The 22775-nt window shown below is 69.8% G+C and carries 24 protein-coding genes, 1 tRNA gene and 1 riboswitch; of the genes, 10 read left to right on the top strand and 15 right to left on the bottom strand.

Annotated elements, in window-relative coordinates:
• Window positions 1-21 precede the first annotated feature (21 nt).
• Genes ACIRD8_RS13735 through ACIRD8_RS13725 form a run of 3 tightly spaced genes read right to left on the bottom strand, consistent with a single transcriptional unit; the run spans window position 22 to window position 2679 of the window.
• Complete coding sequence (locus tag ACIRD8_RS13735; RefSeq protein WP_403989940.1) at window positions 22-552, bottom strand: hypothetical protein; 531 nt, start codon at window positions 550-552, stop codon at window positions 22-24.
• Window positions 553-601: 49 nt separating this feature from the next.
• A complete protein-coding gene (locus ACIRD8_RS13730) occupies window positions 602-1210 on the bottom strand; it encodes a TetR family transcriptional regulator (protein ID WP_403989938.1) in 609 nt (202 codons plus the stop codon).
• Window positions 1207-2679, bottom strand: a complete 1473-nt coding sequence (locus ACIRD8_RS13725; RefSeq protein ID WP_403989936.1) for an MFS transporter — start codon at window positions 2677-2679, stop codon at window positions 1207-1209. The genes ACIRD8_RS13730 and ACIRD8_RS13725 overlap by 4 nt, the downstream gene beginning before the upstream one ends.
• Window positions 2680-2827: 148 nt before the next feature.
• Here ACIRD8_RS13725 and argG point away from each other — a divergent pair, with 148 nt between their 5' ends.
• Both argG and ACIRD8_RS13715 read left to right on the top strand, forming a co-directional pair.
• Complete coding sequence (gene argG / locus ACIRD8_RS13720) at window positions 2828-4273, top strand: argininosuccinate synthase (protein ID WP_403989934.1); 1446 nt, start codon at window positions 2828-2830, stop codon at window positions 4271-4273.
• Between the two features lie 113 nt (window positions 4274-4386).
• Complete coding sequence (locus ACIRD8_RS13715) at window positions 4387-4692, top strand: hypothetical protein (RefSeq protein ID WP_403989933.1); 306 nt, start codon at window positions 4387-4389, stop codon at window positions 4690-4692.
• A 138-nt stretch (window positions 4693-4830) separates the two neighbouring features.
• Here ACIRD8_RS13715 and ACIRD8_RS13710 read toward each other — a convergent pair whose 3' ends face one another.
• Window positions 4831-6210 (bottom strand): DUF445 domain-containing protein, encoded by a 1380-nt coding sequence (locus ACIRD8_RS13710; RefSeq protein WP_403989932.1) that lies wholly within the window; start codon window positions 6208-6210, stop codon window positions 4831-4833.
• Between the two features lie 201 nt (window positions 6211-6411).
• Here ACIRD8_RS13710 and ACIRD8_RS13705 point away from each other — a divergent pair, with 201 nt between their 5' ends.
• Window positions 6412-7674 (top strand): SGNH/GDSL hydrolase family protein, encoded by a 1263-nt coding sequence (locus tag ACIRD8_RS13705; RefSeq protein WP_403989931.1) that lies wholly within the window; start codon window positions 6412-6414, stop codon window positions 7672-7674.
• Between the two features lie 65 nt (window positions 7675-7739).
• On the opposite strand, the gene ACIRD8_RS13700 is transcribed toward ACIRD8_RS13705, so the two are convergent.
• Genes ACIRD8_RS13700 through ACIRD8_RS13685 form a run of 4 tightly spaced genes read right to left on the bottom strand, consistent with a single transcriptional unit; the run spans window position 7740 to window position 11130 of the window.
• Window positions 7740-8426, bottom strand: coding sequence for a DUF1707 domain-containing protein (locus tag ACIRD8_RS13700; RefSeq protein WP_403990720.1), 687 nt, complete (start codon window positions 8424-8426; stop codon window positions 7740-7742).
• A 54-nt stretch (window positions 8427-8480) separates the two neighbouring features.
• Window positions 8481-9449, bottom strand: a complete 969-nt coding sequence (locus ACIRD8_RS13695) for an ATP-binding cassette domain-containing protein (RefSeq protein ID WP_403990718.1) — start codon at window positions 9447-9449, stop codon at window positions 8481-8483.
• Window positions 9450-9467: 18 nt separating this feature from the next.
• Entirely contained in the window at window positions 9468-10328 is an 861-nt protein-coding gene (locus ACIRD8_RS13690; protein WP_403990715.1) for an ABC transporter permease, read from the bottom strand.
• A gap of 1 nt (window position 10329) precedes the next feature.
• Complete coding sequence (locus tag ACIRD8_RS13685; RefSeq protein WP_403989930.1) at window positions 10330-11130, bottom strand: ABC transporter permease; 801 nt, start codon at window positions 11128-11130, stop codon at window positions 10330-10332.
• A 147-nt stretch (window positions 11131-11277) separates the two neighbouring features.
• Here ACIRD8_RS13685 and ACIRD8_RS13680 point away from each other — a divergent pair, with 147 nt between their 5' ends.
• Window positions 11278-13752, top strand: coding sequence for a transglycosylase domain-containing protein (locus ACIRD8_RS13680; protein ID WP_403989928.1), 2475 nt, complete (start codon window positions 11278-11280; stop codon window positions 13750-13752).
• A gap of 6 nt (window positions 13753-13758) precedes the next feature.
• Here the strand turns inward: ACIRD8_RS13680 and ACIRD8_RS13675 are convergent, their stop codons facing one another.
• The 3 genes from ACIRD8_RS13675 to ACIRD8_RS13665 all read right to left on the bottom strand — a co-directional run bounded on the left by ACIRD8_RS13675 (window position 13759) and on the right by ACIRD8_RS13665 (window position 15019).
• The gene (locus ACIRD8_RS13675; protein ID WP_329205818.1) at window positions 13759-14079 is read right to left on the bottom strand and encodes a multidrug efflux SMR transporter; all 321 of its coding nucleotides are present in this window, start codon (window positions 14077-14079) and stop codon (window positions 13759-13761) included.
• A gap of 45 nt (window positions 14080-14124) precedes the next feature.
• A riboswitch (guanidine-III (ykkC-III) riboswitch) is annotated at window positions 14125-14193 on the bottom strand.
• A gap of 66 nt (window positions 14194-14259) precedes the next feature.
• A complete protein-coding gene (locus ACIRD8_RS13670) occupies window positions 14260-14595 on the bottom strand; it encodes a co-chaperone GroES (RefSeq protein ID WP_051834804.1) in 336 nt (111 codons plus the stop codon).
• Between the two features lie 76 nt (window positions 14596-14671).
• Window positions 14672-15019, bottom strand: coding sequence for a DUF3618 domain-containing protein (locus ACIRD8_RS13665; RefSeq protein ID WP_403989926.1), 348 nt, complete (start codon window positions 15017-15019; stop codon window positions 14672-14674).
• 129 nt (window positions 15020-15148) lie between these two features.
• Between ACIRD8_RS13665 and bcp the strand changes: the two genes are divergently transcribed.
• From bcp to ACIRD8_RS13640, 5 genes are all read left to right on the top strand, one after another.
• Entirely contained in the window at window positions 15149-15616 is a 468-nt protein-coding gene (bcp, locus tag ACIRD8_RS13660; protein WP_403989924.1) for a thioredoxin-dependent thiol peroxidase, read from the top strand.
• Between the two features lie 129 nt (window positions 15617-15745).
• The gene (gene proP / locus ACIRD8_RS13655; protein ID WP_403989922.1) at window positions 15746-17242 is read left to right on the top strand and encodes a glycine betaine/L-proline transporter ProP; all 1497 of its coding nucleotides are present in this window, start codon (window positions 15746-15748) and stop codon (window positions 17240-17242) included.
• Window positions 17243-17386: 144 nt separating this feature from the next.
• Window positions 17387-18046 (top strand): HNH endonuclease signature motif containing protein, encoded by a 660-nt coding sequence (locus ACIRD8_RS13650; RefSeq protein ID WP_403989920.1) that lies wholly within the window; start codon window positions 17387-17389, stop codon window positions 18044-18046.
• Window positions 18043-18705 carry an HNH endonuclease gene (locus ACIRD8_RS13645; RefSeq protein WP_403989918.1) on the top strand — a complete coding sequence of 221 codons (663 nt, stop codon included), beginning with the start codon at window positions 18043-18045 and terminating at the stop codon, window positions 18703-18705. Before ACIRD8_RS13650 ends, ACIRD8_RS13645 begins: the two co-directional genes overlap by 4 nt.
• Before the next feature lie 62 nt (window positions 18706-18767).
• A tRNA-Leu gene (locus ACIRD8_RS13640) sits at window positions 18768-18851 on the top strand.
• A 48-nt stretch (window positions 18852-18899) separates the two neighbouring features.
• On the opposite strand, the gene rdgB is transcribed toward ACIRD8_RS13640, so the two are convergent.
• The 4 genes from rdgB to ACIRD8_RS13620 form a co-directional block, all read right to left on the bottom strand.
• Entirely contained in the window at window positions 18900-19502 is a 603-nt protein-coding gene (gene rdgB, locus ACIRD8_RS13635; RefSeq protein ID WP_403989916.1) for an RdgB/HAM1 family non-canonical purine NTP pyrophosphatase, read from the bottom strand.
• A 21-nt stretch (window positions 19503-19523) separates the two neighbouring features.
• Entirely contained in the window at window positions 19524-19916 is a 393-nt protein-coding gene (locus ACIRD8_RS13630) for a hypothetical protein (protein ID WP_403989914.1), read from the bottom strand.
• A 102-nt stretch (window positions 19917-20018) separates the two neighbouring features.
• A complete protein-coding gene (gene rph, locus ACIRD8_RS13625; protein WP_203186528.1) occupies window positions 20019-20756 on the bottom strand; it encodes a ribonuclease PH in 738 nt (245 codons plus the stop codon).
• Window positions 20757-20903: 147 nt separating this feature from the next.
• Window positions 20904-21176 (bottom strand): PTS glucose/sucrose transporter subunit IIB, encoded by a 273-nt coding sequence (locus tag ACIRD8_RS13620; RefSeq protein ID WP_275117140.1) that lies wholly within the window; start codon window positions 21174-21176, stop codon window positions 20904-20906.
• Window positions 21177-21358: 182 nt separating this feature from the next.
• On the opposite strand from ACIRD8_RS13620, the gene ACIRD8_RS13615 reads away from it, so the two are divergent.
• Window positions 21359-22618 carry a PTS transporter subunit EIIC gene (locus tag ACIRD8_RS13615; RefSeq protein WP_403989911.1) on the top strand — a complete coding sequence of 420 codons (1260 nt, stop codon included), beginning with the start codon at window positions 21359-21361 and terminating at the stop codon, window positions 22616-22618.
• Window positions 22619-22775 lie beyond the last annotated feature (157 nt).

Below are 22775 nucleotides of genomic sequence, written 5' to 3'. Positions count from 1 at the left end.
CGGCGGAAGGACCGCACGAGGTCAGCGGTAGTCCTCGGGGTGGTCCTGCATCCAGGTGTTGATGCGGTCCCGGGTGCCGATCAGCTCCGTACGGTTCTTCTCCAGATTGTCGGTGGAGAAGTCGCCCGCCAGCGCCGTGCTCAGCGTGCCGATCCAGGCGATGGGCTCCTTGAAGTGGCCGGGGCCCTGGCCGTCCGCCTTCATCGCCTTGTCCAGGCTGTTCAGTTCCTCGTTGACCCGGCCCAGGAAGTAGGCGCAGTTGCTGCCCCCGGGGGCGCAGCCGTCCTGGTAGGTCGCCTGGAGCCCGGCGAAGGCGTCGCGGACGCGTTCCGGAGCGTCCAGGTCCGCCTGGCTGAACGTGGGCGTCGGTGAGGACTCGGGCTCCGGCGACGCCTGTGCCTTCTCGGCCGCCGCGGCGGCCACCGACGGGTCGACGTACGGCACATCACCCCCCGGCCCGTCGGTGGTGGTCGCCGCGGTGCAGCCCACCAGCAACGCCCCCAGAACCACGGCCGGTATCGCGGCACGCAGGCCGGTCCGGATCATCAACATGAGGCCCCCCTCGTCGTGTTGGACCAGACCTTATCGCTGTCCCGGCGGGTCAGCCCTCCACCAGGCTCTGCAGCGCCGGGGCGTACAGGTCCGCGAGGTGCTCGGCCGTCGCACGGGAGCCGGCGCCCTCGCGGTGGAGGCTCAGGGTGGCGCCCAGCCCGATGAGGTGCCCGGCGATCAGCTCGGCGCGCAGGGCGCGTTCACGGCCGGGGAGCCGGTCCGTCAGGCGTGCGGTGACCTGTTCGTGGAAGCGGTCGCGGAGCAGGGAGCGCTCGTCGTGGTTGCCGAGGGAGAAGACGACCCTCAGCAGCGGGTCGCCCTTCTGCTCCCTGCGCCGGTGTACGAGCGTCAGCACCATGTGGCGGCCGAGCCCGTCGAGCGGGGCGTCGAAGAGCTCCTCGGCGGCCGGCCCGAAGTCGGCGACCGTGTTGAAGAGCTGCTCCTTGCGGCCGAAGTGCTTCACCACGAGGGACGCGCTCACCCCCGCGTCGGCCGCGATCCCCCGGATCGTCACCTCCGCGTACGGGCGCTGGGTGAACGCCCGGCGGGCGGCGAGCAGGATGGCGTCCCTGCCCGTCGCGGCCGCCCCGGGTGCGGAGGTGTCCGGGGCCGTCGCGGCTGCCCCGGGTGGTGCGGCTGCGGTGACTCGGGTGGTCATGCGCCTCCCTGGATCGGCATCGCCCGTGTACGGCCGCTGCTCCGGCGTTTCCCTTCGACCGTACCCGTACCCGCGCGGCCGCCCGGGAGGCACAGGGTCACCGCGAGGGCCAGCAGGGCCGCGCCCGCCGCGATCAGGAAGACCAGCTGGTACGCGCCGAGCGTGGGGGCCCGGCGGCCGGCCGCCAGGAACGTCATGTTGGCCAGGACGGCGGCCACCGTGGCACTGCAGAACGCCTGGCCGATCGAACGCATCAGGGTGTTCAGTCCGTTGGCCGCGCCCGTCTCGCTGACGGGGACGCCGCGCATCACCAGCGCCGGGAGCGCCGAGTACGCGATCGCGGTACCGGCCGCGACGACCGTGGCGCCCGCGATGATCAGCCAGAGGCTGTGGCTGGTGAAGTACCGCACCACATAGCCGACGGCGATGATCCCGGCGGCCAGCGCCAGGCTGGTCTTCGGCCCGCGGGCGGCGGAGATCCGCGCCGACACGGGCGACAGCGCCACCATCGTCACACCGCCGGGCAGCAGGCACAGTCCGCTGACGACGAGCGAGGCGCCGAGCCCGTAACCGGTGGCCTTCGGCTCCTGCACCATCTGGGCGGTGACCAGCGAGTTGGCGTAGAAGGCGAAGCCGATCAGCAGGGCGGCGACGTTGGTCAGGAGCACGGCGGGGCGCGCGGAGACCCGCAGGTCGACCATGGGGGTGCGCACCCGCAGTTCGTACGCCCCCCAGACCAGGGCGATCACCACGGCGGCGGCGAGCAGCCCGAGGGTGCGCGCCGAGGTCCAGCCCCAGCCGCCGCCCTGGGTGACGGCCAGCAGCAGGCAGACCAGCGCGGCGGTCAGACCGAGCGCGCCCAGCGCGTCGAACCGGCCGCGGGAGCGGAGCGGGGACTCCGGTACGAAGCGGAGCACCAGGAGGATGTCGAGGAGGCCGATGACGCCGGAGACCCAGAACATGGTGTGCCACTCGAAGTTCTCGATGACCACCGCCGCGACGGGCAGTCCCACGGCGGCGCCGATGCCCAGCGTCGAGCTCATCAGGGCCACCGCCGACAGCACCCGCTCGGGCGGCAGCTCGTCGCGCAGGATGCTGATGCCCAGCGGGACGACGGCGATGGCCGCCCCCTGGAGCGCGCGCCCGGCGATCAGTACGCCGATGTGGGAGCTGACCGCGCACAGCACGGAGCCCACGACGAGGACGCCCAGCGAGGCGACGAGCACCCGGCGCTTGCCGTACATGTCGCCGACCCGGCCGAGCACCGGGGTGAACACCGCGCCGGTGAGCAGGGTGACGGTGACCAGCCAGCTCGCGGCGGCGGGGGTGGCCCCCGTGAGCTGCGGTATGTGCGGGAGCAGGGGGACGACGATGGTCTGCATGATCGCGACCACGACGCCGCAGAAGGCCAGGACGCCGACGGCGAAGCGGGGGTGGTCCGGGGCGGCGGCGGGCGCGGGTGCGGTCATGGGGTCTCCGTACGCAGAGGGGTGCACAGGCGTTCACCCTCAGGGTAAACGCCTGTGCACCCCCCTACTCCCGCACCGCCGGAACCGGCCCCGCACGGACCCCCCGCCGCCATTTGCATATACATACAATCGAGTGCATACTCTTCCTATGTCTAAGGTTCTCACCTCCCTGCCCACCGGCGAGCGCGTCGGCATCGCTTTCTCGGGCGGCCTCGACACCTCGGTCGCGGTCGCGTGGATGCGCGACAAGGGTGCCGTCCCGTGCACCTACACCGCCGACATCGGCCAGTACGACGAGCCCGACATCGCGTCGGTGCCCGGCCGCGCGAAGGCCTACGGCGCCGAGATCGCGCGCCTGGTCGACTGCCGGGCGGCACTGGTCGAGGAGGGCCTGGCCGCGCTCGCCTGCGGCGCGTTCCACATCCGCTCGGGCGGCCGTGCCTACTTCAACACGACACCGCTCGGCCGCGCCGTCACCGGCACCCTGCTGGTCCGGGCGATGCTCGAGGACAACGTCCAGATCTGGGGCGACGGCTCCACCTTCAAGGGCAACGACATCGAGCGGTTCTACCGCTACGGCCTCCTGGCCAACCCCCACCTGCGGATCTACAAGCCGTGGCTCGACGCCGACTTCGTCACCGAGCTGGGCGGCCGCAAGGAGATGTCGGAGTGGCTGCTCGCCCACGGGCTGCCCTACCGCGACAGCACCGAGAAGGCGTACTCCACCGACGCCAACATCTGGGGCGCCACCCACGAGGCGAAGACGCTGGAGCACCTCGACACCGGTGTCGAGACCGTCGACCCGATCATGGGCGTCCGGTTCTGGGACCCCTCGGTCGAGATCGCCACCGAGGACGTGACCATCGGCTTCGAGCAGGGCCGCCCGGTCACGATCAACGGCAAGGAGTTCCCCTCCGCCGTCGCCCTGGTCATGGAGGCCAACGCCATCGGCGGCCGCCACGGCATGGGCATGTCGGACCAGATCGAGAACCGGATCATCGAGGCCAAGAGCCGCGGGATCTACGAGGCGCCGGGCATGGCCCTGCTGCACGCCGCCTACGAGCGCCTCGTCAACGCCATCCACAACGAGGACACCCTCGCCCAGTACCACAACGAGGGCCGGCGCCTGGGCCGCCTCATGTACGAGGGCCGCTGGCTGGACCCGCAGGCGCTCATGGTCCGCGAGTCGCTGCAGCGCTGGGTCGGCTCGGCCGTCACCGGCGAGGTGACGCTGCGGCTGCGGCGCGGTGAGGACTACTCGATCCTCAACACCACCGGCCCCTCGTTCAGCTACCACCCGGACAAGCTGTCCATGGAGCGCACCGAGGACTCGGCGTTCGGCCCCGTGGACCGCATCGGCCAGCTCACCATGCGCAACCTCGACATCGCCGACTCGCGCGCCAGGCTCGAACAGTTCGCGAGCCTCGGTCTCGTCGGCACCCAGCCCTCGCTGATCGGCGCCGCGCAGGCGGCGGCGACCGGGCTGATCGGCGCCATGCCGGAGGGCGGCGCCCAGGCCATCGCCTCACGCGGCGAGGTCTCCGGCGACGACGAGCTGCTGGACCGCGCCGCGATGGAGTTCGGCACCGACTGACGGACGCACGGGCCGGTCGGCCGACCTGCTGACCGGCCGCACGGCGTGGGAACTTATCCTCGGATTCCCGGCGGACACGCCGACGGACACGCAGGAAGAAGAAGGTGGCGGCAATGGCGAAGGTCCCGGCAGCGGCAGTGGCGGCGGGCGGTCTCGTCGGCGGGTACGGAATCGCCCGCTGGACCAGGAAGCGCCCGCTGGGCGGCGTCGCGCTGGCCGCCGCCGGCTCGGTGGCGGCGTACGAGTGGAACCGGCAGGCAGGGCCCCGCGCGGCGACCGGACTGACCGTCGCCTACGTCGCCGCCTTCGCCGGCTCGCACCCCCTGGCCAAGAAGGTCGGCGCCTGGCCCGCGGTCTTCACCGTGGCGGGCGGCATCGCCGCCGCGTCCTGGGCCGTCACCCGGCTCAGCGCCCGGTAGCACGACGTACGAGCGCCCCCTCGTCCGAGAAAGTCCGGCCCCGGGGATTGAACACGGGCGCCGCGGGGTGCGTACTGAAGAGCAACTCCCCGCGTGACCCGGGGGCGTGCCCGTACGACAGGACGGGCACGTCTCCGGTCAGCCCCCCAGCGCGTGGGACACCGCATAGATCGCCAGGCCGGCCAGCGCACCCACCACCGTGCCGTTGATCCGGATGAACTGCAGGTCGCGGCCGATGTGCGCCTCGATCTTCTGCGACGTCTGGTCCGCGTCCCAGCCGGCCACCGTGTCGCTGATCAGCGAGGTGATCTCCGTACGGTACGTCGTGACGACATACGCCGCCGCGTCCTCCAGCCAGCCCTCCAGCTTCCCCTGCAGCCGCTCGTCCGTCGACAGCCTGGCGCCCAGGGAGATCAGCGACGCTCTGGCCCGCATCCGCAGCTCGCTCCGCTCGTCCTCGGCCGCCGCGAGGATCATCGTGCGGACGGAGGACCAGGCGGAGGCGATGACGTCCTGCACCTCACCGCGCCCCAGGATCTCCGACTTCAGCCGCTCCACCCGGGCCCGGGTGTCGGAGTCCGTCTGGAGGTCGGCGGCGAAGTCCGTCAGGAACGTGTCGATCGAGCCGCGCGCCGGATGGCCCGGCATGTCACGCATCTCCGTCACGAAGCGCAGCAGTTCCTTGTAGACCCGCTCCCCCACCCGCTTGTCGACGAACCGCGGCGTCCAGCCGGGCGCCCCGCCCTGCACCGCGTCCATGACGGACTCCCCGTGCAGCACCAGCCAGTCGTGCGCCCGTACGCAGACGAGGTCGACGACCTTGCGGTGGCCGCCGTCCGAGACGATCTTCTCCAGCATCTTGCCCATCCCCGGGCCGACCTCCGCCGCGTCCGCCCGCCGGGTGATCGCCTCCCCGACCACCGCCTGCACGTCGGAGTCCCGCAGCACGGTCAGCGCCCCGCGCAGCGCGGTCGCCAGCTCGGCGGTGACCCGGTCCGCGTGTTCCGGCTCCGCGAGCCACGCCCCGAGCCTCGAACCGACCCGCAGAGCGTGAATTCGGTCACGAACGACGTCCCCGGAGAGAAAATTCTCCCCGACGAAGGAACCGAGTGATGCCCCCAACTGGTCCTTCTTGGTGGGAATGATGGCGGTGTGGGGGATCGGCAGACCGAGCGGGCGCCGGAACAGCGCCGTGACGGCGAACCAGTCCGCCAGCGCACCGACCATCCCCGCCTCGGCAGCCGCTGCGACGTAGCCCGGCCAGCCGCCCACACCCTCGTTCTTCGCCCAGGTGGCAAGGACGTACACGAGCGCGACGAGCAGGAGCAGACCCGTGGCGGTGGTCTTCATACGGCGCACACCGCGCCGCTTCTCCTCGTCCGCGGCGGTGTACGCGAACCCGACCGGCGCCGGCCTCGGCCGCCCGCCCGAACCACCGGGGCGTCCGGAACCGTGGCCGTCCGGCCCGGATGCGTCCTCCGGCCCGGATACCGTTCCCTGTCCCGCGTCCTGTTCCATCCGCTCCACCCGTCCGCGTACGCGTCATGCCGTGCCGTACGCATTGTCCCTACCTCACCTACTCCTGGGCCGCACGTCGAGTTCCCCAGGCTCTGCCGCATCATGAGAGCAACACGAGCAACGGGCCGGACAACGGACCGGACAACGGACCGACCACCGAACCGAACACCGGGCCGGACACCGCAAGGAGAATCACCACAGATGCCCAGGCGCCAGGGGTATGCCCTGCTCATCGCCCTCGTAGCAGGCACCGTCGCGCTCGCCGCCGCCGTCGCGTTCGGCACGTCGCTGATCGCCGACAAGCGGCAGGCGCCGCTCAGCGGGTCCCAGACGCACGCGTCGGCCCGCAACCCCGCCGCACCGGCCCACTCCACCGGCACCTGGGTCGCCACCTGGACCGCGGCCCCCGTCAGCGCGGAGCCGGATGCCCGGCGCGGCTACCCCGGCAGCACCATCCGCAACATCGTGCACACCAGCGTCGGTGGGGACGCCGCCCGGATCACCCTGTCCAACCTCTTCGGCACCGCACCGCTCGTCATCGACCAGGCCACCGTCAACACCCGCCCGGTGACCTTCCGCGGCCGGCCCACCGTCACCGTCGCCGCCGGCCTCCAGGTCGTCAGCGACCCGGTCGTGGTGCCCGTCGCCCCCGACGCCGACCTGGAGGTCACCCTCCGCACCCCGTACGCCACCGGGCCCGTCACCCAGCACCCCAACGCCCACCAGACGTCCTACCTGGCCGACGGACAGGGCACCTGGAGCACCACCCGGTGGCGCTACCTGACGGCCGTCGACGTCCGCAACGAGGCGTCACCCGGCGCGATCGTCGTGATCGGCGACTCCCTCACCGCGGGCAGCGGTTCCAGCACCGACGCCAACACCCGCTGGCCGGACGTCCTCTCCGACCGGCTGCGCCACGCCTACGGCATCGCCAACCAAGGCATAGCGGGCAACCGGCTGCTGAGCGACAGCCCGCTCACCGTGAGCGGGGTACGGAACATCGGCGGCCGGAGCGCGGCCCACCGCTTCGAGCGTGACGTCCTGTCCGTCGCCGGAGCGCAGACCGTGATCATCGCGCTCGGCATCAACGACGTACAGCAGTACCCCCAGGAGCCCGACCCCCAGCGCATCACGGCCGGGCTCCGCGCCCTGACCGAGCGCGCGCACGCCCAGGGGCTGCGGGTCGTCGGAGCGACGCTGACGCCGTTCAAGGGCTACAGCACCTGGACGCCCGCGAGCAACAGCGTGCGTCTGGCCGTCAATCAGGAGATCCGCTCCGGCCGGGTCTTCGACGCGTACATCGACTTCGACCGCGCCGTACGCGACCCCTACGCGCCCCACCGGATCCTGCCCGAGTACGACTCCGGCGACCACCTGCACTTCAACGACGCCGGCTACCGCGCGCTCGGCCACGCCATCGACCTCGGCGCCGTGGACGGGACACCGAAGGCCGACACCTTCTGACCCGCGCGACGGGCGGGCAGGTCACGAAGGCCGGACGAACCACCGGCCTTCGCGACCCGGCGGGATCAGCCCAGCTCCTTGCGCCCGTCCCCCGTGTCCGGCTTCTGCAGCCGCAGCCGCTCCTGCTCCTGCAGCCGCCGCTTCTCCGCCTTGCTCCGCTTGCGCTCCACACCGACCCCGCCCATCAGCGCGAAGCCGGTGACCTTCACCCGCGGTGCGTCCGGAGCGGGTTCCGGCTCGTCGTCGAGCTTGGAGTGCTCACCGAAACCGCCCATGATGCCGAGGCCGCTGACCTGGACGTTCAGGTCCGGGGGCACCGTCACCTGCATACCGCCCATGATCGTGAAGCAGCGGATCACGACGTCGCGCTCCGCGAAGTTCGCCTCGCGCAGGTCGATCTCGCCGCCGCCCCACATCGCGAACGCGGTGAACTTCGGGCCCACCGTCCAGCGGCCCTTGCGGTTGAAACCGCCCCAGAAGGCAAAGGCTCCCGACGAGGTGGGCGTGCCGCCGATCCGCGCCGGCCAGTTCGCGGACGACCCCTTGCGCTCGGCCACCGCCCCGGTCACCGGCTGTACGACACCGCCCGGCACCGGCAGGTCACGCACGAGCGGCACCAACTCCCCGTGCGTACGCGCCTTGAACGTCGCGTCGAGCCGCTGCTCGAACTCGTCCATCTCCAACCGGCCCTCGGCCACGGCCTCCCGCAGGGTCTCCGCGACCCGCTCACGTTCCGCGTCGGAGGCACGCATGTCCGGGCTCTCACTTGTCATACCGGCACCCTATAGAGCAACAGCCGGACCAGCCTAGAGAGCCGGATCCGACACGTACATCTTCGCGATCACGGACTCGATGTCCGGCTCCCGCACCGACAGATCGACCAGCGGATAGTCCGCCGCGATACGCGCCACCAGCGCCGCGGCCGACGCCGACGCCGGGAACGCCAGCCACTGCCGGGGGCCTTCCACCTTCACCACCCGCACCGAGGGCTCCGACCCCAGCTCGATCGGCGGAAGCTCCCGCTCCAGATCCACCACGAGCGTGCGCTCGCCCTCCCCCGCCTCGTGCAGCCCGGCCAGCGCACCGTCGTACACCAGACGACCGTGGTCGATCACCATCACCCGCTTGCAGAGCTGCTCGATATCGGTCAGGTCGTGCGTGGTCAGCAGCACCGTCGTGGACCGCTCCGCGTTCAAGTCCCGCAGGAACCCACGCACCTTGGCCTTGGAGACCACATCGAGCCCGATCGTCGGCTCGTCCAGGTACAGCACCTCGGGATCGTGCAGCAGCGCCGCCGCGATGTCGCCCCGCATCCGCTGCCCCAGCGACAGCTGACGCACCGGCACCTCCAACAGGGCCCCGAGGTCGAGGAGTTCGACGCACCGGTCGAGGTTCTCCCGGTAACGGTTGTCGGGGATCCGGTACATGCGGTGCATCAGCCGGTACGAGTCACGCAACGGCAGGTCCCACCAGAGCGTCGTACGCTGCCCGAACACCACACCGATGCGGTGCGCCAGCTTCGTACGCTCCCTGGAGGGATCGATCCCCGCGACCCGCAGCCGGCCGCCGCTCGGCGTGAGGATGCCCGTCAGCATCTTGATCGTCGTCGACTTGCCCGCACCGTTCGGGCCGATGTAGCCGACCATCTCACCGCGCGGCACCCGGAAGCTGATGCCGTCCACCGCCCGCACCTCACGCCGCTCACGACGCATGAAGCCCGTTTTGCGGCGCACGTCGAAGACCTTCTCGACGCCGTCCAGCTCGATGAAGTCCATGTCGTCCACGCCCACTCCTCAGCTTCCCGTACTGCGGTACGACCGCAGCCCCATCCGCCACGCCAGCCCCGCGAGCACCCAGCACCCCACGGCCACCAGCGGCGGCAAGAACGCCACCCACCGGGGCAGATCGACCGGATAGTCCCGGCCCAGCACATACAGCGCCGGCAGCCAGCTCACGAACGCCAGCGGCACCACGAACGTCACCCCGCGCACCAGGTCCTTCGCAAAGATCCCCGGCGGATACTGCAGCAGCGTCGTACCCCCGTACGTGAACGCGCTCTGCACCTCCGACGCGTCCTGGGCGTAGAACTGGAACGCCGCACCCGCCACGAACACCGCCCCGAAGATGGCCGCCCCGCTCAGCACCATCATCGGCAGCATCAGCGCCTTCACCGGGGTCCACGCGATGTCCAGCGCCACCAGCGCGTAGACCAGGACCAGCAGCCCCTGCGTGACCCGCCCCAGCCTGCGCAGCGCGAACCGGTCCGCCGCCACCTGCGCCAGCACCGGCACGGGCCGCACCAGCAACGTGTCCAGCGTCCCGTCCCGCACCCGCCGCCCCAGCCGGTCCATCGACCCCAGCACCAGATCGGACAGCCCGAACGCCGTCGCCGACGTGCCGTACAGCAACGCGATCTCCGGCAGGGTGAACCCGCCCAGCACATCGACGTGCGAGAACATCAGCATGATCGTGACGAAGTCGAACGCCGTCGCCACGAAGTTCCCCACGGCCGTCATCACGAACGACGCGCGGTACGCCATCGTCGAGCGCAGCCACATCGCCACGATCAGCCCGTACGCCCGCACCCCCTCGACCAGCCGCGACCGCTCGGCGAACACGATCGCCGGCGGCGCGGCCGTCCGCTCGGCCTGGATCTCAGCCACCCTGGACCACCACCCTCCTGGTCGCCACCGACTGCAGCAGCCGGCCCGCCAGCAGCAACGCCACCGCCCAGCCGGCCTGGAACGCGTACGCGCTCAGCAGCTCCCAGCCCGCGTACCTGCCGAGGAACACATCGGCCGGCACCTGGAGCAGCGACGACCACGGCAGGGCCCGCGCCACCTCCCCCAGCACGCCGGGGAACAACGGCAGCGGCAGCAGCATCCCGGAGAAGAACAGCCCGGCCAGCCAGGCGATCTGCATCGCCCCGGCCCCGTCCATCAGCCAGAACGCCGACAGCGCCACCAGGAAGCGCACCCCGAAACTCACCACGACGCCCAGCCCCACCGACACCAGGAAGGCCAGCCAGGTCCACGGGGAGCGCGGCATCGCGAGGTCGAAGGCCAGAGCCCCCAGCACCATCGGCACGATCCCGCGCCCCAGCAGATGGAACACCGCCCGGCCCAGGTCCCCCGCCAGCCACCACAGCTGCAGATCGGCGGGCCGGTACAGATCGACCGCGATGTCACCCGTGCGGATCCGCTCCATCAGCTCGTCCTCGAAGCCGCCGCCCATCATCGCGCAGGTCATCAGCAGCGCCTGACCCAGCCACACATAGGTCAGCGCCTGCGACATGTCGTACCCGCCGAGATGCGGACGCTCGTCCCACAGGGCGATGTAGGTGTAAGCCAGGATGAAACCGAAGACGGTGTTGGTGAACACCCCAGCGAACGTCGCCACCCGGTAGGTGGCATACCGCCGGAACCCACCGGCCGCCACCACGGCATAGAGCCGCACCTCGCCCCCCTCATTGCGTCAAAGCGCACGACCCTAGTCCACTGCATTCGGCCGCCGCGACCCCATTTCCGTGGAGGGATCCGAGGGTTATCCGCCCGAAAAGTGCACTATAGGAAAATCATCCGCAGTCGAGGAGCCTCCACAGTCATGAGCGACGAGCCACCGCAGCACGGCGGAGACCCTGGTCAGCAGGGCTCCCAGGGCTGGGCCCCCCGAGACACCTCGGCCGCGGCCCCCACCCCCGACCCCGATCACCCGGACGGCGCACCAGCGGCCAAGGGGCGCACGAAACGCCCCAAACGGCCCAAGCGCACCGGCTGGCGCCGCGCCATCCCCACCTGGCGCATGGTCCTCGGCGGCGTACTCCTGTTCGCGCTGCTCCTCGTCGGCGGCTTCATCGCCGGCTACCAGCTCATCGACATCCCCGCCGCCAACGCCGCCGCGACCGCGCAGGCCAACGTCTACGTGTACGCGGACGGAAAGACCGTCATCGCACGGGACGGCGAGATCAACCGCGAGAAGATCCCCCTCGACCGCATCCCCCCCACCATCCAGCACGCCGTACTCGCAGCCGAGGACCGGGACTTCTACTCCGAGGACGCCATCGACATCAAGGCCACCCTCCGCGCCGGCTGGAACACCGTCACCGGCAAAGGCAGACAGGGCGGCTCCACCATCACCCAGCAGTACGTCAAGAACTACTACCTCGGCCAGGAACAGACCGTCGTCCGCAAGGCCAAGGAATTCTTCATCTCCATCAAGCTCGACCGCGAACAGAGCAAGGACGAGATCCTCGAGGGCTACCTCAACACCAGCTACTTCGGCCGCAACGCCTACGGCATCCAGGCCGCCTCCCACGCCTACTACGGCAAGGACGTCGAAGACCTCGACGCCGGACAGGGCGCCTACCTCGCCTCCCTGCTCAACGCCCCCAGCTCCTACGACGTCGTCGCCCACCCCGAGAACAAGAAGGCCGTACTCGCCCGCTGGGACTACGTACTCGACGGCATGGTCAAGCACCACTGGCTCAGCACCGCCGACCGCAAGACCATGACCTTCCCCGCCCCCGGCAAGGCCAAGCCCGCCACCGCACTCTCCGGCCAGCGCGGCTACATCATCCAGGCCGTCGAGCACTACCTCGTCGCCAACAGGATCATCGACGAGGACACCCTCGCCACCGGCGGCTACCGCATCACCACCACACTCCAGAAGAGCAAACAGGACGCCCTCGTCGAAGCCGTCAAGGACAACGTCCTCTCCAAGACCAGCGACGACCGCGACGCCGACCGCAACGTCCGCGCCGGCGGCGCCTCCATCGACCCCGCCACCGGCCACGTCGTCGCCCTCTACGGCGGCATCGACTACACCAAACAGTTCGTCAACAACGCGACCCGCCGCGACTACCAGGTCGGATCCACCTTCAAACCGTTCGTCCTCGCCGCCGCCCTCGCCAACGGGTCCACCACCCAGAAGGACCGCGCCATCACCCCCAACACCCGCTACGACGGGACCAACGAACGCACCGTCCAGAGCGCCGCCGGCTCCACCGGCTACTCCCCCGCCAACGAGGACGACGTCGACTACGGCTCCATCACCGTCCGCGAAGCCACCGACAAATCCGTCAACGCCGTCTACGCCCAGATGGCCCAGGACGTCGGCCCCGACGAGGTCAAGAACACCGCGATCGCCCTCGGCATCCCCCAGGACACCCCCGACCTCACCGCCTCGCCCTCCATCGCACTCGGCCCCGCCACCGCCAGCGTCCTCGACATGGCCTCCGCCTACGCCACCCTCGCCGACCACGGGAAGCAGCGGCCCCACACCCTCGTCTCCAAGATCAGCAAGAACGCCACCGCGCTTCCGCTCCCCGCCAGGAACACCCGCCGCGCCATCAGCCGCGAAGCCGCCGACACCACCACGTCCGTCCTGCGCAGCGTCGTCGACGGCGGCACCGGCACCGCCGCCCAGGGCGCGGGCCGGCCCGCCGCCGGCAAGACGGGCACCGCCGAGGAGGACAAGGCCGCCTGGTTCGCCGGCTACACCCCCGACCTCGCCACCGTCATCGCCGTCATGGGCCAGGACCCCGAGACCGGCGTCCAGAAACCCCTCTACGGCGCACTCGGCCTGGCCCGCATGAACGGCGGCGGCGCACCCGCCGAGACCTGGGCCGCCTACACCCGGGCCGCACTGGAGGACAGCGAGGTACAGGACTTCGACCTGGAGGCCGACGAAGGCCCCGAAGAGCCCGACCCGGACGAGAGCGCGGAGGGCGAAGACACCGAGGAAGCCGGAGGCACCAGGAAACCCGGCGACGGCCACGGCGACACCCGCGAGAAGAAGCGGGACGGCGCCCGCACCCGCACACCGGACGCCCCCTCCGACGCCGCACCGGCCCCGCGGACACCCGACAACGCCACCCCCGCCGACGCACCCTCGCGCGCCCCCGAGCGGGAAGCCGCCGAACCCGCCGCCCAGGGCCCCGGCGCCCGGCAACCCGGCGGGGAGCCCGCAGACTTCCGCGAGAGCCGCCCCGCCGACGACCCCCCGGCCGGCGGCCGCCCCGCCGACGGCCGCCCCGCCCAACGGCAGGACACGGACGACCGGAGCCCCGCGCGCCCCTGAACAGGCTCAGTGCCCGGACGTCGCCTTCAGCCCCACCACGGCCACCAGCAACAGACAGACGAAGAAGATACGGGCGGCGGTCACCGGCTCATGCAGCACCACCATGCCCAGCACCGCCGCACCGGCCGCGCCGATCCCCACCCACACGCCGTACGCCGTACCGATCGGCAGCGTCTTCGCCGCCTGCGACAACAGCATCATGCTGGCCACGATCCCCAGACCGGTGAACACACTCGGCCACAGCCGGGTGAACCCCTCGGTGTACTTCATCCCGATCGACCAGCCCACTTCCAGCAGACCGGCGATGATCAGCAGAACCCACGCCACGACGGCACCTCCACGACGAAACACGCAAAACACGTGACCAACACGGGTGCGTCGTCTTTGCGGAAACCCGGTACGGCGCGTCTCGTCGGGGTCCCACCACCGTAACAAGCCCCCAGGACAGCCAAAAGGCCTGGTGACCACGGTCACCAGGCCCACTCACCACGCCCCTGCGGGTGCTGCCTACAGATACAGCCCGGTCGAATCCACCGACCCCTCGAAGCGGTCCGCCGCCACCGCGTGCAGGTCCCGCTCACGCATCAGCACGTACGCCACACCCCGCACCTCGACCTCGGCACGGTCCTCGGGGTCGTACAGCACCCGGTCCCCCGGCTCCACGGTCCGCACGTTCTGCCCGACCGCGACCACCGCCGCCCACGCCAGACGCCGGCCGACCGCCGCCGTCGCCGGAATCAGGATGCCGCCGCCCGACCGCCGCTCACCCTCCGGCGAATCGGACCGGACCAGCACACGGTCGTGCAGCATCCGGATCGGCAGCTTGTCGTCGGTGGTGCTCATACCGTTGTCGCTCACGCGCAGAAACCTACCTGCCCCGAGCCGCTCCGCACGCCCCAGGGCCGCCGGGAACCGGGCCTCAGCGCCTCTTGCGCCGCACGGACCGGGACGACCGGGAAGACCGCGACGACACCGTCAGCAGCGCGACCGCACCGGCCACCACCAGCGCAGCCGGAATCACCCGCTCCAGCCGCGGCGAACCGTCCTCCGCCACGAACTGAGCCTTCACGTCCGAGACCGAACGGTTCACCGCGACGAACGCACGCCCGGCCGTCCGGTCCACCGTCGACGCGACCTTGGCCTTCGCGTCACCGATCATCGTCTTCGGGTGCACCCGCACCCCGATCTCGTCCAGCACCACGGCAAGCTGCTCGCGCCTGCTGATGATGTCCGCCTCGATCTGCGCAGGGGTCCTGGTATCCGACACTGCGCCGCCTCCGTGGTCGTCGTCGGGTAAACCTTCATCGACAGTCTGTCAGCTCGGGCGCCCCCACACCCGGCGGCACCCCCTATTACGCTCGGTGCGACACAGCCCGCGTGCCACTCGAGGAGAAACATGAGCGAGCGACTCCAGACCGGCGACACCGCCCCCGCCTTCACCCTTCCGGACGCCGACGGCAACGAGGTTTCGCTCGCGGACCACAAGGGCCGCAAGGTCATCGTCTACTTCTACCCCGCCGCACTTACCCCCGGTTGCACCAAGCAGGCCTGCGACTTCACGGACAACCTGGACCTCCTCACCGGGGCCGGCTACGACGTCATCGGCGTGTCGCCGGACAAGCCGGAGAAGCTCGCGAAGTTCCGCGAGCAGGAGAACCTCAAGGTCACACTGGTCGGCGACCCCTCCAAGGAGACCCTTGCGGCCTACGGGGCCTTCGGCGAGAAGAAGCTCTACGGCAAAGTGGTGACAGGCGTGATCCGCTCCACGATTGTGGTCGACGAAGAGGGCAAGGTGGAGAGGGCCCTCTACAACGTCAAGGCGACCGGTCACGTCGCCAAGATCATCAAGGACCTCGGAATCTGACCCCACTTCGTGGGGTTCTCGGCCCAAATGGGTGTGAGCGAGATCGCAATCATCCGTTGATTCGGTTTGCAACCGCCATGACTGCGCAGAAGCCTTTCCTGGAACACCGTTCGACGAAAGGAACCGGCCATGGCGGCCTCCGACCCCCACCAGGCGGCCGACCCTGATGCGGTCAAACGCCACCCAGGGCTCTTCCGGGTCATCCGGAAGCGCCAGAACCCCCGGCTCCGTCGGACCGACATCACCATCACCGACGACCAGGCGGTCAAGCGCGCGGTGAAGGCGGCGTCACTCGGTAACGCCATGGAGTGGTTCGACTTCGGCATCTACTCCTACCTGGCCGTCACCATCGGGCATGTCTTCTTCCCCTCGGGGAACGACACCACCCAGCTCCTCTCGTCGTTCGCGACCTTCGCCGTGGCCTTCCTCGTCCGGCCCCTCGGCGGCATGTTCTTCGGCCCGATGGGCGACAAGATCGGCCGCAAGAAGGTCCTGGCCCTCACCATGATCCTCATGGCGATCGGCACCTTCGCGATCGGTCTCATCCCCTCCCACGACACCATCGGCGTCTGGGCCGCGGTCCTGCTCATCTTCTTCCGGATGCTCCAGGGCTTCTCCACCGGCGGCGAGTACGGCGGCGCCTCGACCTTCATCGCCGAGTACGCCCCCGACAAGCGCCGCGGCTTCTTCGGCAGCTTCCTGGAGTTCGGCACCCTCGCCGGCTACGTCGGCGCCGCCGGGCTCGTCACCCTCCTGTACGCCCTCCTGGACACCGCCCAGATGGAGTCCTGGGGCTGGCGCATCCCGTTCCTCGTCGCGGGCCCCCTCGGCCTCGTGGGCCTCTACCTGCGACTCCGCCTGGACGAGACCCCCGCCTTCCAGAAGCTGGAGGGCGGCACCGCCCACGCCACGGAGGCCGCGGACCACGTCGAGTCCACCGCCAAGGGCGACCTCGCCAAGATCTTCCGCCAGTACTGGCCGACACTGATCCTCTGCATCGCCCTGGTCGGCGCGTACAACATCACCGACTACATGCTGCTGTCGTACATGCCGACGTACCTCTCGGACGAGCTCGGCTACAGCGAGACCCACGGGCTGCTCATCCTGCTCGGCGTCATGGTCTTCCTGATGCTGATCATCAGCCAGTTCGGCAAGCTCTCGGACCGCTTCGGCCGCAAGCCGCTGCTGATGGCCGGAATGCTCGGCTTCCTGTTCCTGTCCCTGCCGGCGTTCCTCCTGATCCGCCAGGGCAGCATCCCGGCGATCATCATCGGCATGGTGATGCTGGGCCTCTCCCTGGTCTGCATGCTGGGCACGATGTCCGCCGCGCTCCCGGCCCTGTTCCCGACCAACGTCCGCTACGGCTCCCTGTCGGTCGGCTACAATCTCTCGGCCTCGATCTTCGGCGGTACGACCCCGCTGGTGATCACCGCCCTGATCAGCTGGAGCGGCTCGAACCTCATGCCGGCGTACTACGCGATGGCGGCGGCCCTGGTCGGCGTGATCGCGGTGGCCTGCATGAAGGAGACCGCCAACCAGCCCCTGGCCGGCTCCCCGCCCTCGGTGGAGACGGAGGAGGAAGCGGCGGAACTGGTCCACGCGCAGAGCCCGGACCCGAAGTTCTGACACACGTCCCCACGGAAGGACCCGTACCGCCACAAAGCGGTACGGGTCCTTCCGCATCTCATCGCATTCTGGACGTGACCATCCGATAAACGGTTCGTTGCTCCGTATGAGGCCGCGAACGCGCGGCCGGATGCGGAGGGGGACATGCCCGCAAGCCCGTACACACGCGAACGCCTCGCAGAGGCGGCCTCGTCCTCGCGGACGCTCTCGGAGGCACTGACGAAGCTCGGGGTGAACCCGAAGAGTTCGACACGGCGGTACCTTCGCGAGCGCATGCGCAGACTCGGGGTGGACACTCGCCACTTCGAGAGCGAAGGGGTGCGCTGGACCAAGGAAGTCCTTCAGGAGGCGGTCACAGTGTCAACCACCATGTGCGAGGTGCTGCAACGACTCGGCCTTGAGGTGGTGGGGGGACAGCACACTCACATCAGCCGCCGCGTCAAGGCTCTGGGGATCGACACATCGCACTTCGCGGCACCCTCGAGGAAGGGTGAGGTACGCCGTCGACGTCCGGAGGAACTGCTCGTCGACCGGACTCAGACACTCGTTCGCCGCATACCGGGTGAGCGACTCAAGCGAGCCATGATCGCCATGGGTACCCCCGAGCGCTGTGCCCAGTGCGGCACTGGGCCTGTCTGGCGACACCAGCCCCTGCCGCTCGAGGTCGATCATGTCGACGGCAACTGGCGGAACAATCAACCTCAGAACCTTCGGCTGCTCTGCCCCAACTGTCACTCGACGACCGACACATACCGAGGTCGCGCCAAGAGGCGGCGCACACCGATGCAGAGTGAGGACCGATGAGTTCGGGCAGCCGCTACACACGGGAGCTGCTGGCCGAAGCAGCCGACAAATGCGCTGACATCCAGGAAGTCATCAACTTCCTGGGCACCCGCCCCTACGGTCAGCTCAGTCGCCATCTGTTCGATCGCTTCGAGCATTTCGGGATCGACGTGTCCCACTTTCCCCGCCGCGCCTACCTCAGAGCAGGGAAGCGGCCCTCCGCAACAGAGCTCGCAGCTGCTGTGGCTGCTTCCGTTTCCATCGCCGACACCCTCCGACGGCTGGGCCGCACGGACAACACGAGCCAGCGGAAGCAGTTGCGCGCCTGGCTTGCCGAGGACGGGCTCACCACCACGCACTTTCTGGGGCAGGGGCATCAACGGGGGCAGGTCGGAACCACCCCGCTGAAGTCCGCTGACCACATTCTGGTGAAGCACGACGGCCGCCACCGCACGAAGACGGTGCAGCTCCGGCGCGCCCTGCGTGAAGTCGGCCTTCCGGAGGACTGTGCCGAGTGCGGAATCGGCACAGTCTGGCAGGGCGAGCCCATGACGCTGGAGGTGGATCACATCAACGGTGACTGGAGCGACGATCGCAGAGAGAATCTGCGGCTCCTGTGCCCGAATTGCCACGCGGTGACCCGCACGTGGTGCAGAGGCGGCACCCACGCGAGACGTTGAAAGACTGTCCCTGATACCCACCGCACTCCCCCCGTGGAGGGCAGTAAGCTGAGATCAGCTACGCGGCCGTAGCCAAACTGGTATCGGCGGGTGTTTTAGGGGCATCTGGGAGAAATCCTGTGTGGGTTCGAATCCCACCGGCCGCACACCGAAGAGGAGGGGCCGTCCCGACCGGGACGGCCCCTCCTCACGTTTCAGCCCACCAGCTCCCGCACCACCGGCACCAGCGCCCGGAAGGCCTTCCCCCGGTGGCTGATCGCGTTCTTCTCCGCGGGGCTGAGCTCCGCGCAGGTCCGGGTCTCGCCGTCGGGCTGGAGGATCGGGTCGTAGCCGAAGCCGTACGCGCCCGCCGGCGTGTGGCGCAGGGTGCCCGTGAGGCGGCCCTCGACCACGCGTTCCGTGCCGTCGGGGAGGGCCAGGGCCGCGGCGCAGGCGAAGTAGGCGCCGCGGTGCGGGTCGGAGATGTCGCCGAGCTGGGCGAGCAGCAGGTCCAGGTTGGCCTTGTCGTTGCCGTGGGCTCCGGCCCAGCGGGCCGAGAAGATGCCGGGGGCTCCGCCGAGTACGTCGACGCAGAGGCCGCTGTCGTCGGCGACGGCCGGGTGGCCGGTGGCCTGGGCCAGGGCGTGGGCCTTGAGGAGGGCGTTCTCGGCGAAGGTGACGCCGGTTTCCTTGACGTCGGGGATGTCGGGGTACGCGTCCGCGCCGACGAGGTCGTGGGAGAGACCCGCGTCGGCGAGGATCGCGTGGAGTTCGGTGATTTTCCCGGCGTTGCGGGTGGCGAGGATCAGGCGCGTCATGCGTCGATTATCGCCGCCGGGTCAGGGGGTGCAGACCTTGCCGATCTCGGTGGCGGCGTCCGTGACGGGGGTGATGTCGGGGGTGGCGTCGCCCTTGTCGATGGATTCGCGGACGTTGGTGACGCCGGCCTGGAGGTCGTCGACGGCCTTGCTCAGGTCGGCGTTGTCGGTGGTGTCGCCGAGGTCCTTGAGGTCCTTGTCGATCTGATCGAGGGCCTCCGAGGCCTGCGTCGGGTCGTTGGAGGCGTTGGATATCGCCTGCTGGAGGCTGTCGACGCTGGTGGCGATGGCGTCGGCGGTGCGGACGCAGTCCAGGGCCTTGTCGACGGCCCCGCAGCCGACGGCGGCGGTGAGGGTCAGCAGGGTGGCTGTGACGGCGAGTGCGGTGCGTTGGTGACGGCGGCGCGAGGCCATGGTGCGGTCCCTCCCCGGGGGCGGATGCGTGGACGGACGCACGGTTCGACCCGTGCGCCCGTACCCGTCACGACGCTGTGCGCTGCGTATTTGGTTGCTTCTTTACTCGCCGAGTGTGCGGGCGAGTGCCTCTTCCTGAAGCTTGGCCAGGTCGGTGCAGCCGGCGGTGGCGAGGTCGAGGAGGGCGTTGAGCTCGTCGCGGTCGAAGGGCTCGGCCTCGGCGGTGCCCTGGACCTCGACGAAGCGGCCGTCTCCGGTGCAGACGACGTTCATGTCGGTGTCGGCACGGACGTCCTCCTCGTAGCAGAGGTCGAGGAGGGGGACGCCGTCGACGATGCCGACGCTGATCGCGGCGACGGTGCCGGTGAGGGGCTTGCGGCCGTGCTTGATGATCTTCTTGCCCTGGGCCCAGGCGATGGCGTCGGCGAGGGCGACGTAGGCGCCGGTGATGGCGGCGGTGCGGGTGCCGCCGTCGGCCTGGAGGACGTCGCAGTCGAGGACGATGGTGTTCTCGCCGAGGGCCTTGTAGTCGATCACGGCGCGCAGGGAGCGGCCGATGAGCCGGCTGATCTCGTGGGTGCGGCCGCCGATCTTGCCGCGTACGGATTCGCGGTCGCCGCGGGTGTTGGTGGAGCGGGGCAGCATCGAGTACTCGGCGGTGACCCAGCCCTCGCCGCTGCCCTTGCGCCAGCGCGGGACGCCTTCGGTGACGGAGGCGGTGCAGAAGACCTTGGTGTCACCGAAGGAGATGAGTACGGAGCCTTCGGCGTGCTTGCTCCATCCGCGTTCGATGGTGACGGGGCGGAGCTGTTCGGGGGTGCGGCCGTCGATACGAGACATGCCGTCGAGCCTATCGGCTGGGGCGGCGGGGTCCGTTCGGGTGCACCGGGGTGCGTCCCGGGTGCACGACAGGCCCCGCTCCGGGCCGGTCGGGGGCGGAGCGGGGCCTGCGTGGGACTCGGGTGGGCCGGCTGTTGCGTCAGCCGGTCACATCATGTCTTCGATGTCGGCGGCGATGGGGTCGGCGTCGGTGCCGATGACGACCTGGATCGCGGTGCCCATCTTGACGACGCCGTGGGCTCCGGCGGCCTTGAGCGCGGCTTCGTCGACCTTGCTGGGGTCGTGGACCTCGGTGCGGAGGCGGGTGATGCAGCCTTCGATCTCGTCGATGTTCTCGATACCGCCGAGGCCGGCGACGATCTTCTCTGCCTTGCTGGCCATGTCCTTCTCCCTGGTCTGTGCGTGCGCGGGGCGGCCCACCGTGGGTCCGTTTCGTCACGGTAACGCACGGTTGGCCCAACTTCACGGGCGGGTAACCGCGCGGTCCTCAATGATGACGATCACCGGCGCCCTGCCCTCCAGCAGGGTTCCGCACCGTATCGCGACTGGTCTACACCAGTTTGCAGCACCCGCCAAACCTGGCGTGTTCCGGGAGGATGCCGATGAGTTCGAACGCGGCTACGCAACCGCAGCGGAAGTGGTGGAACGGGCCGGTCCAGGGCTTGCAGAAGGTCGGCCGCAGCCTCCAGCTGCCGGTGGCCGTGCTGCCCGCGGCTGGCCTCCTCGTCAGCCTCGGCAACCTCTTCGACTCCTCGCTGCACGGTGCCTTCTGGGACAAGTTCGCGAAGGTCCTCCTCAACGGCGGTACGGCGATCCTCGACGGCGAGGTGGGCCTTCCGCTGCTCTTCTGCATCGGTGTCGCGATCGGCTTCGCGAAGAAGGCGGACGGCTCCACGGCGCTGGCAGCCGTCGTCGGCTTCCTCGTCTACCGGGGCGTGCTGGCGGCGTTCCCGGTGGACGACTCGGTGACGGAGGCCGTCCCCGACGGGGTGCCGCAGAACCCGGGTGTCCTGGGCGGCATCATCATCGGGCTGCTGACCGCCGTGGTCTGGCAGCGCTACCACCGCACCAAGCTGGTCGACTGGCTCGGCTTCTTCAACGGGCGCCGCCTGGTACCGATCCTGATGGCGTTCCTCTGCGTGATCCTGGGTGTGCTCTTCGGGCTGCTGTGGCAGCCGGTGGGTGACGCGCTGACGTGGTTCGCCAAGCAGCTGATCGATCTGGGCGCGTGGGGCGCGGCGATCTTCGGTTTCGCGAACCGGCTGCTGATCCCGATCGGCATGCACCAGTTCCTGAACACGTTCTTCTGGTTCCAGGCGGGCGAGTTCACGGGTGCGGACGGCAGCACCGTGCAGGGCGACATCTCGCGCTTCTTCGCGGAGGACCCGTCGGCGGGCCAGTTCACCTCGGGGTTCTTCCCGATCATGATGTTCGGGCTGCCGGCGGCGGCGCTGGCCATCGCGCACACCGCGCGGCCGGAGCGGCGCAAGGAGGTGTCCGGGCTGATGCTGTCCGTGGCGCTGACGTCGTTCGTGACCGGGGTGACGGAGCCGCTGGAGTTCTCGTTCCTCTTCGTCGCCCCGCTGCTGTACGGGGTGCACGCGATCCTGACCGGGGTCTCGATGGGGGTCACCTGGGCGCTCGGTGTGCACGCGGGGTTCAGTTTCTCGGCCGGGCTGATCGACTACGTCGTCAACTGGCACCTGGACACGAAGCCGTGGCTGATCATCCCGATCGGGCTGTGCTTCGCGGTCGTCTATTACGTGATCTTCCGGTTCGCGATCACCAAGTTCAACCTCCAGACTCCTGGGCGCGAACCTTTGGAGGAAGAGAAGAAGATCGAGGAGGACCTCACGAAGTAGGCCCTCCTCCGGCCCTCGCGCGACCCCCGGACCCATGGTCCGGGGGTCTTCGTCGTGTGACCCAGGGTGGCGGTGGAACTACGCCGCATACAGGGGGGTATTCGTAGGTTCCTTATCTCACCCTCACCGTGCTAAAACTGGTCTACACCACTGAGTG

It is taken from the genome of Streptomyces sp. NPDC102451, assembly GCF_044765485.1.
Classification (GTDB): Bacteria; Actinomycetota; Actinomycetes; order Streptomycetales; family Streptomycetaceae; genus Streptomyces.
Note: the sequence above shows the minus strand (reverse complement) of the source record. Positions and strands in the feature narration are given on the sequence as shown.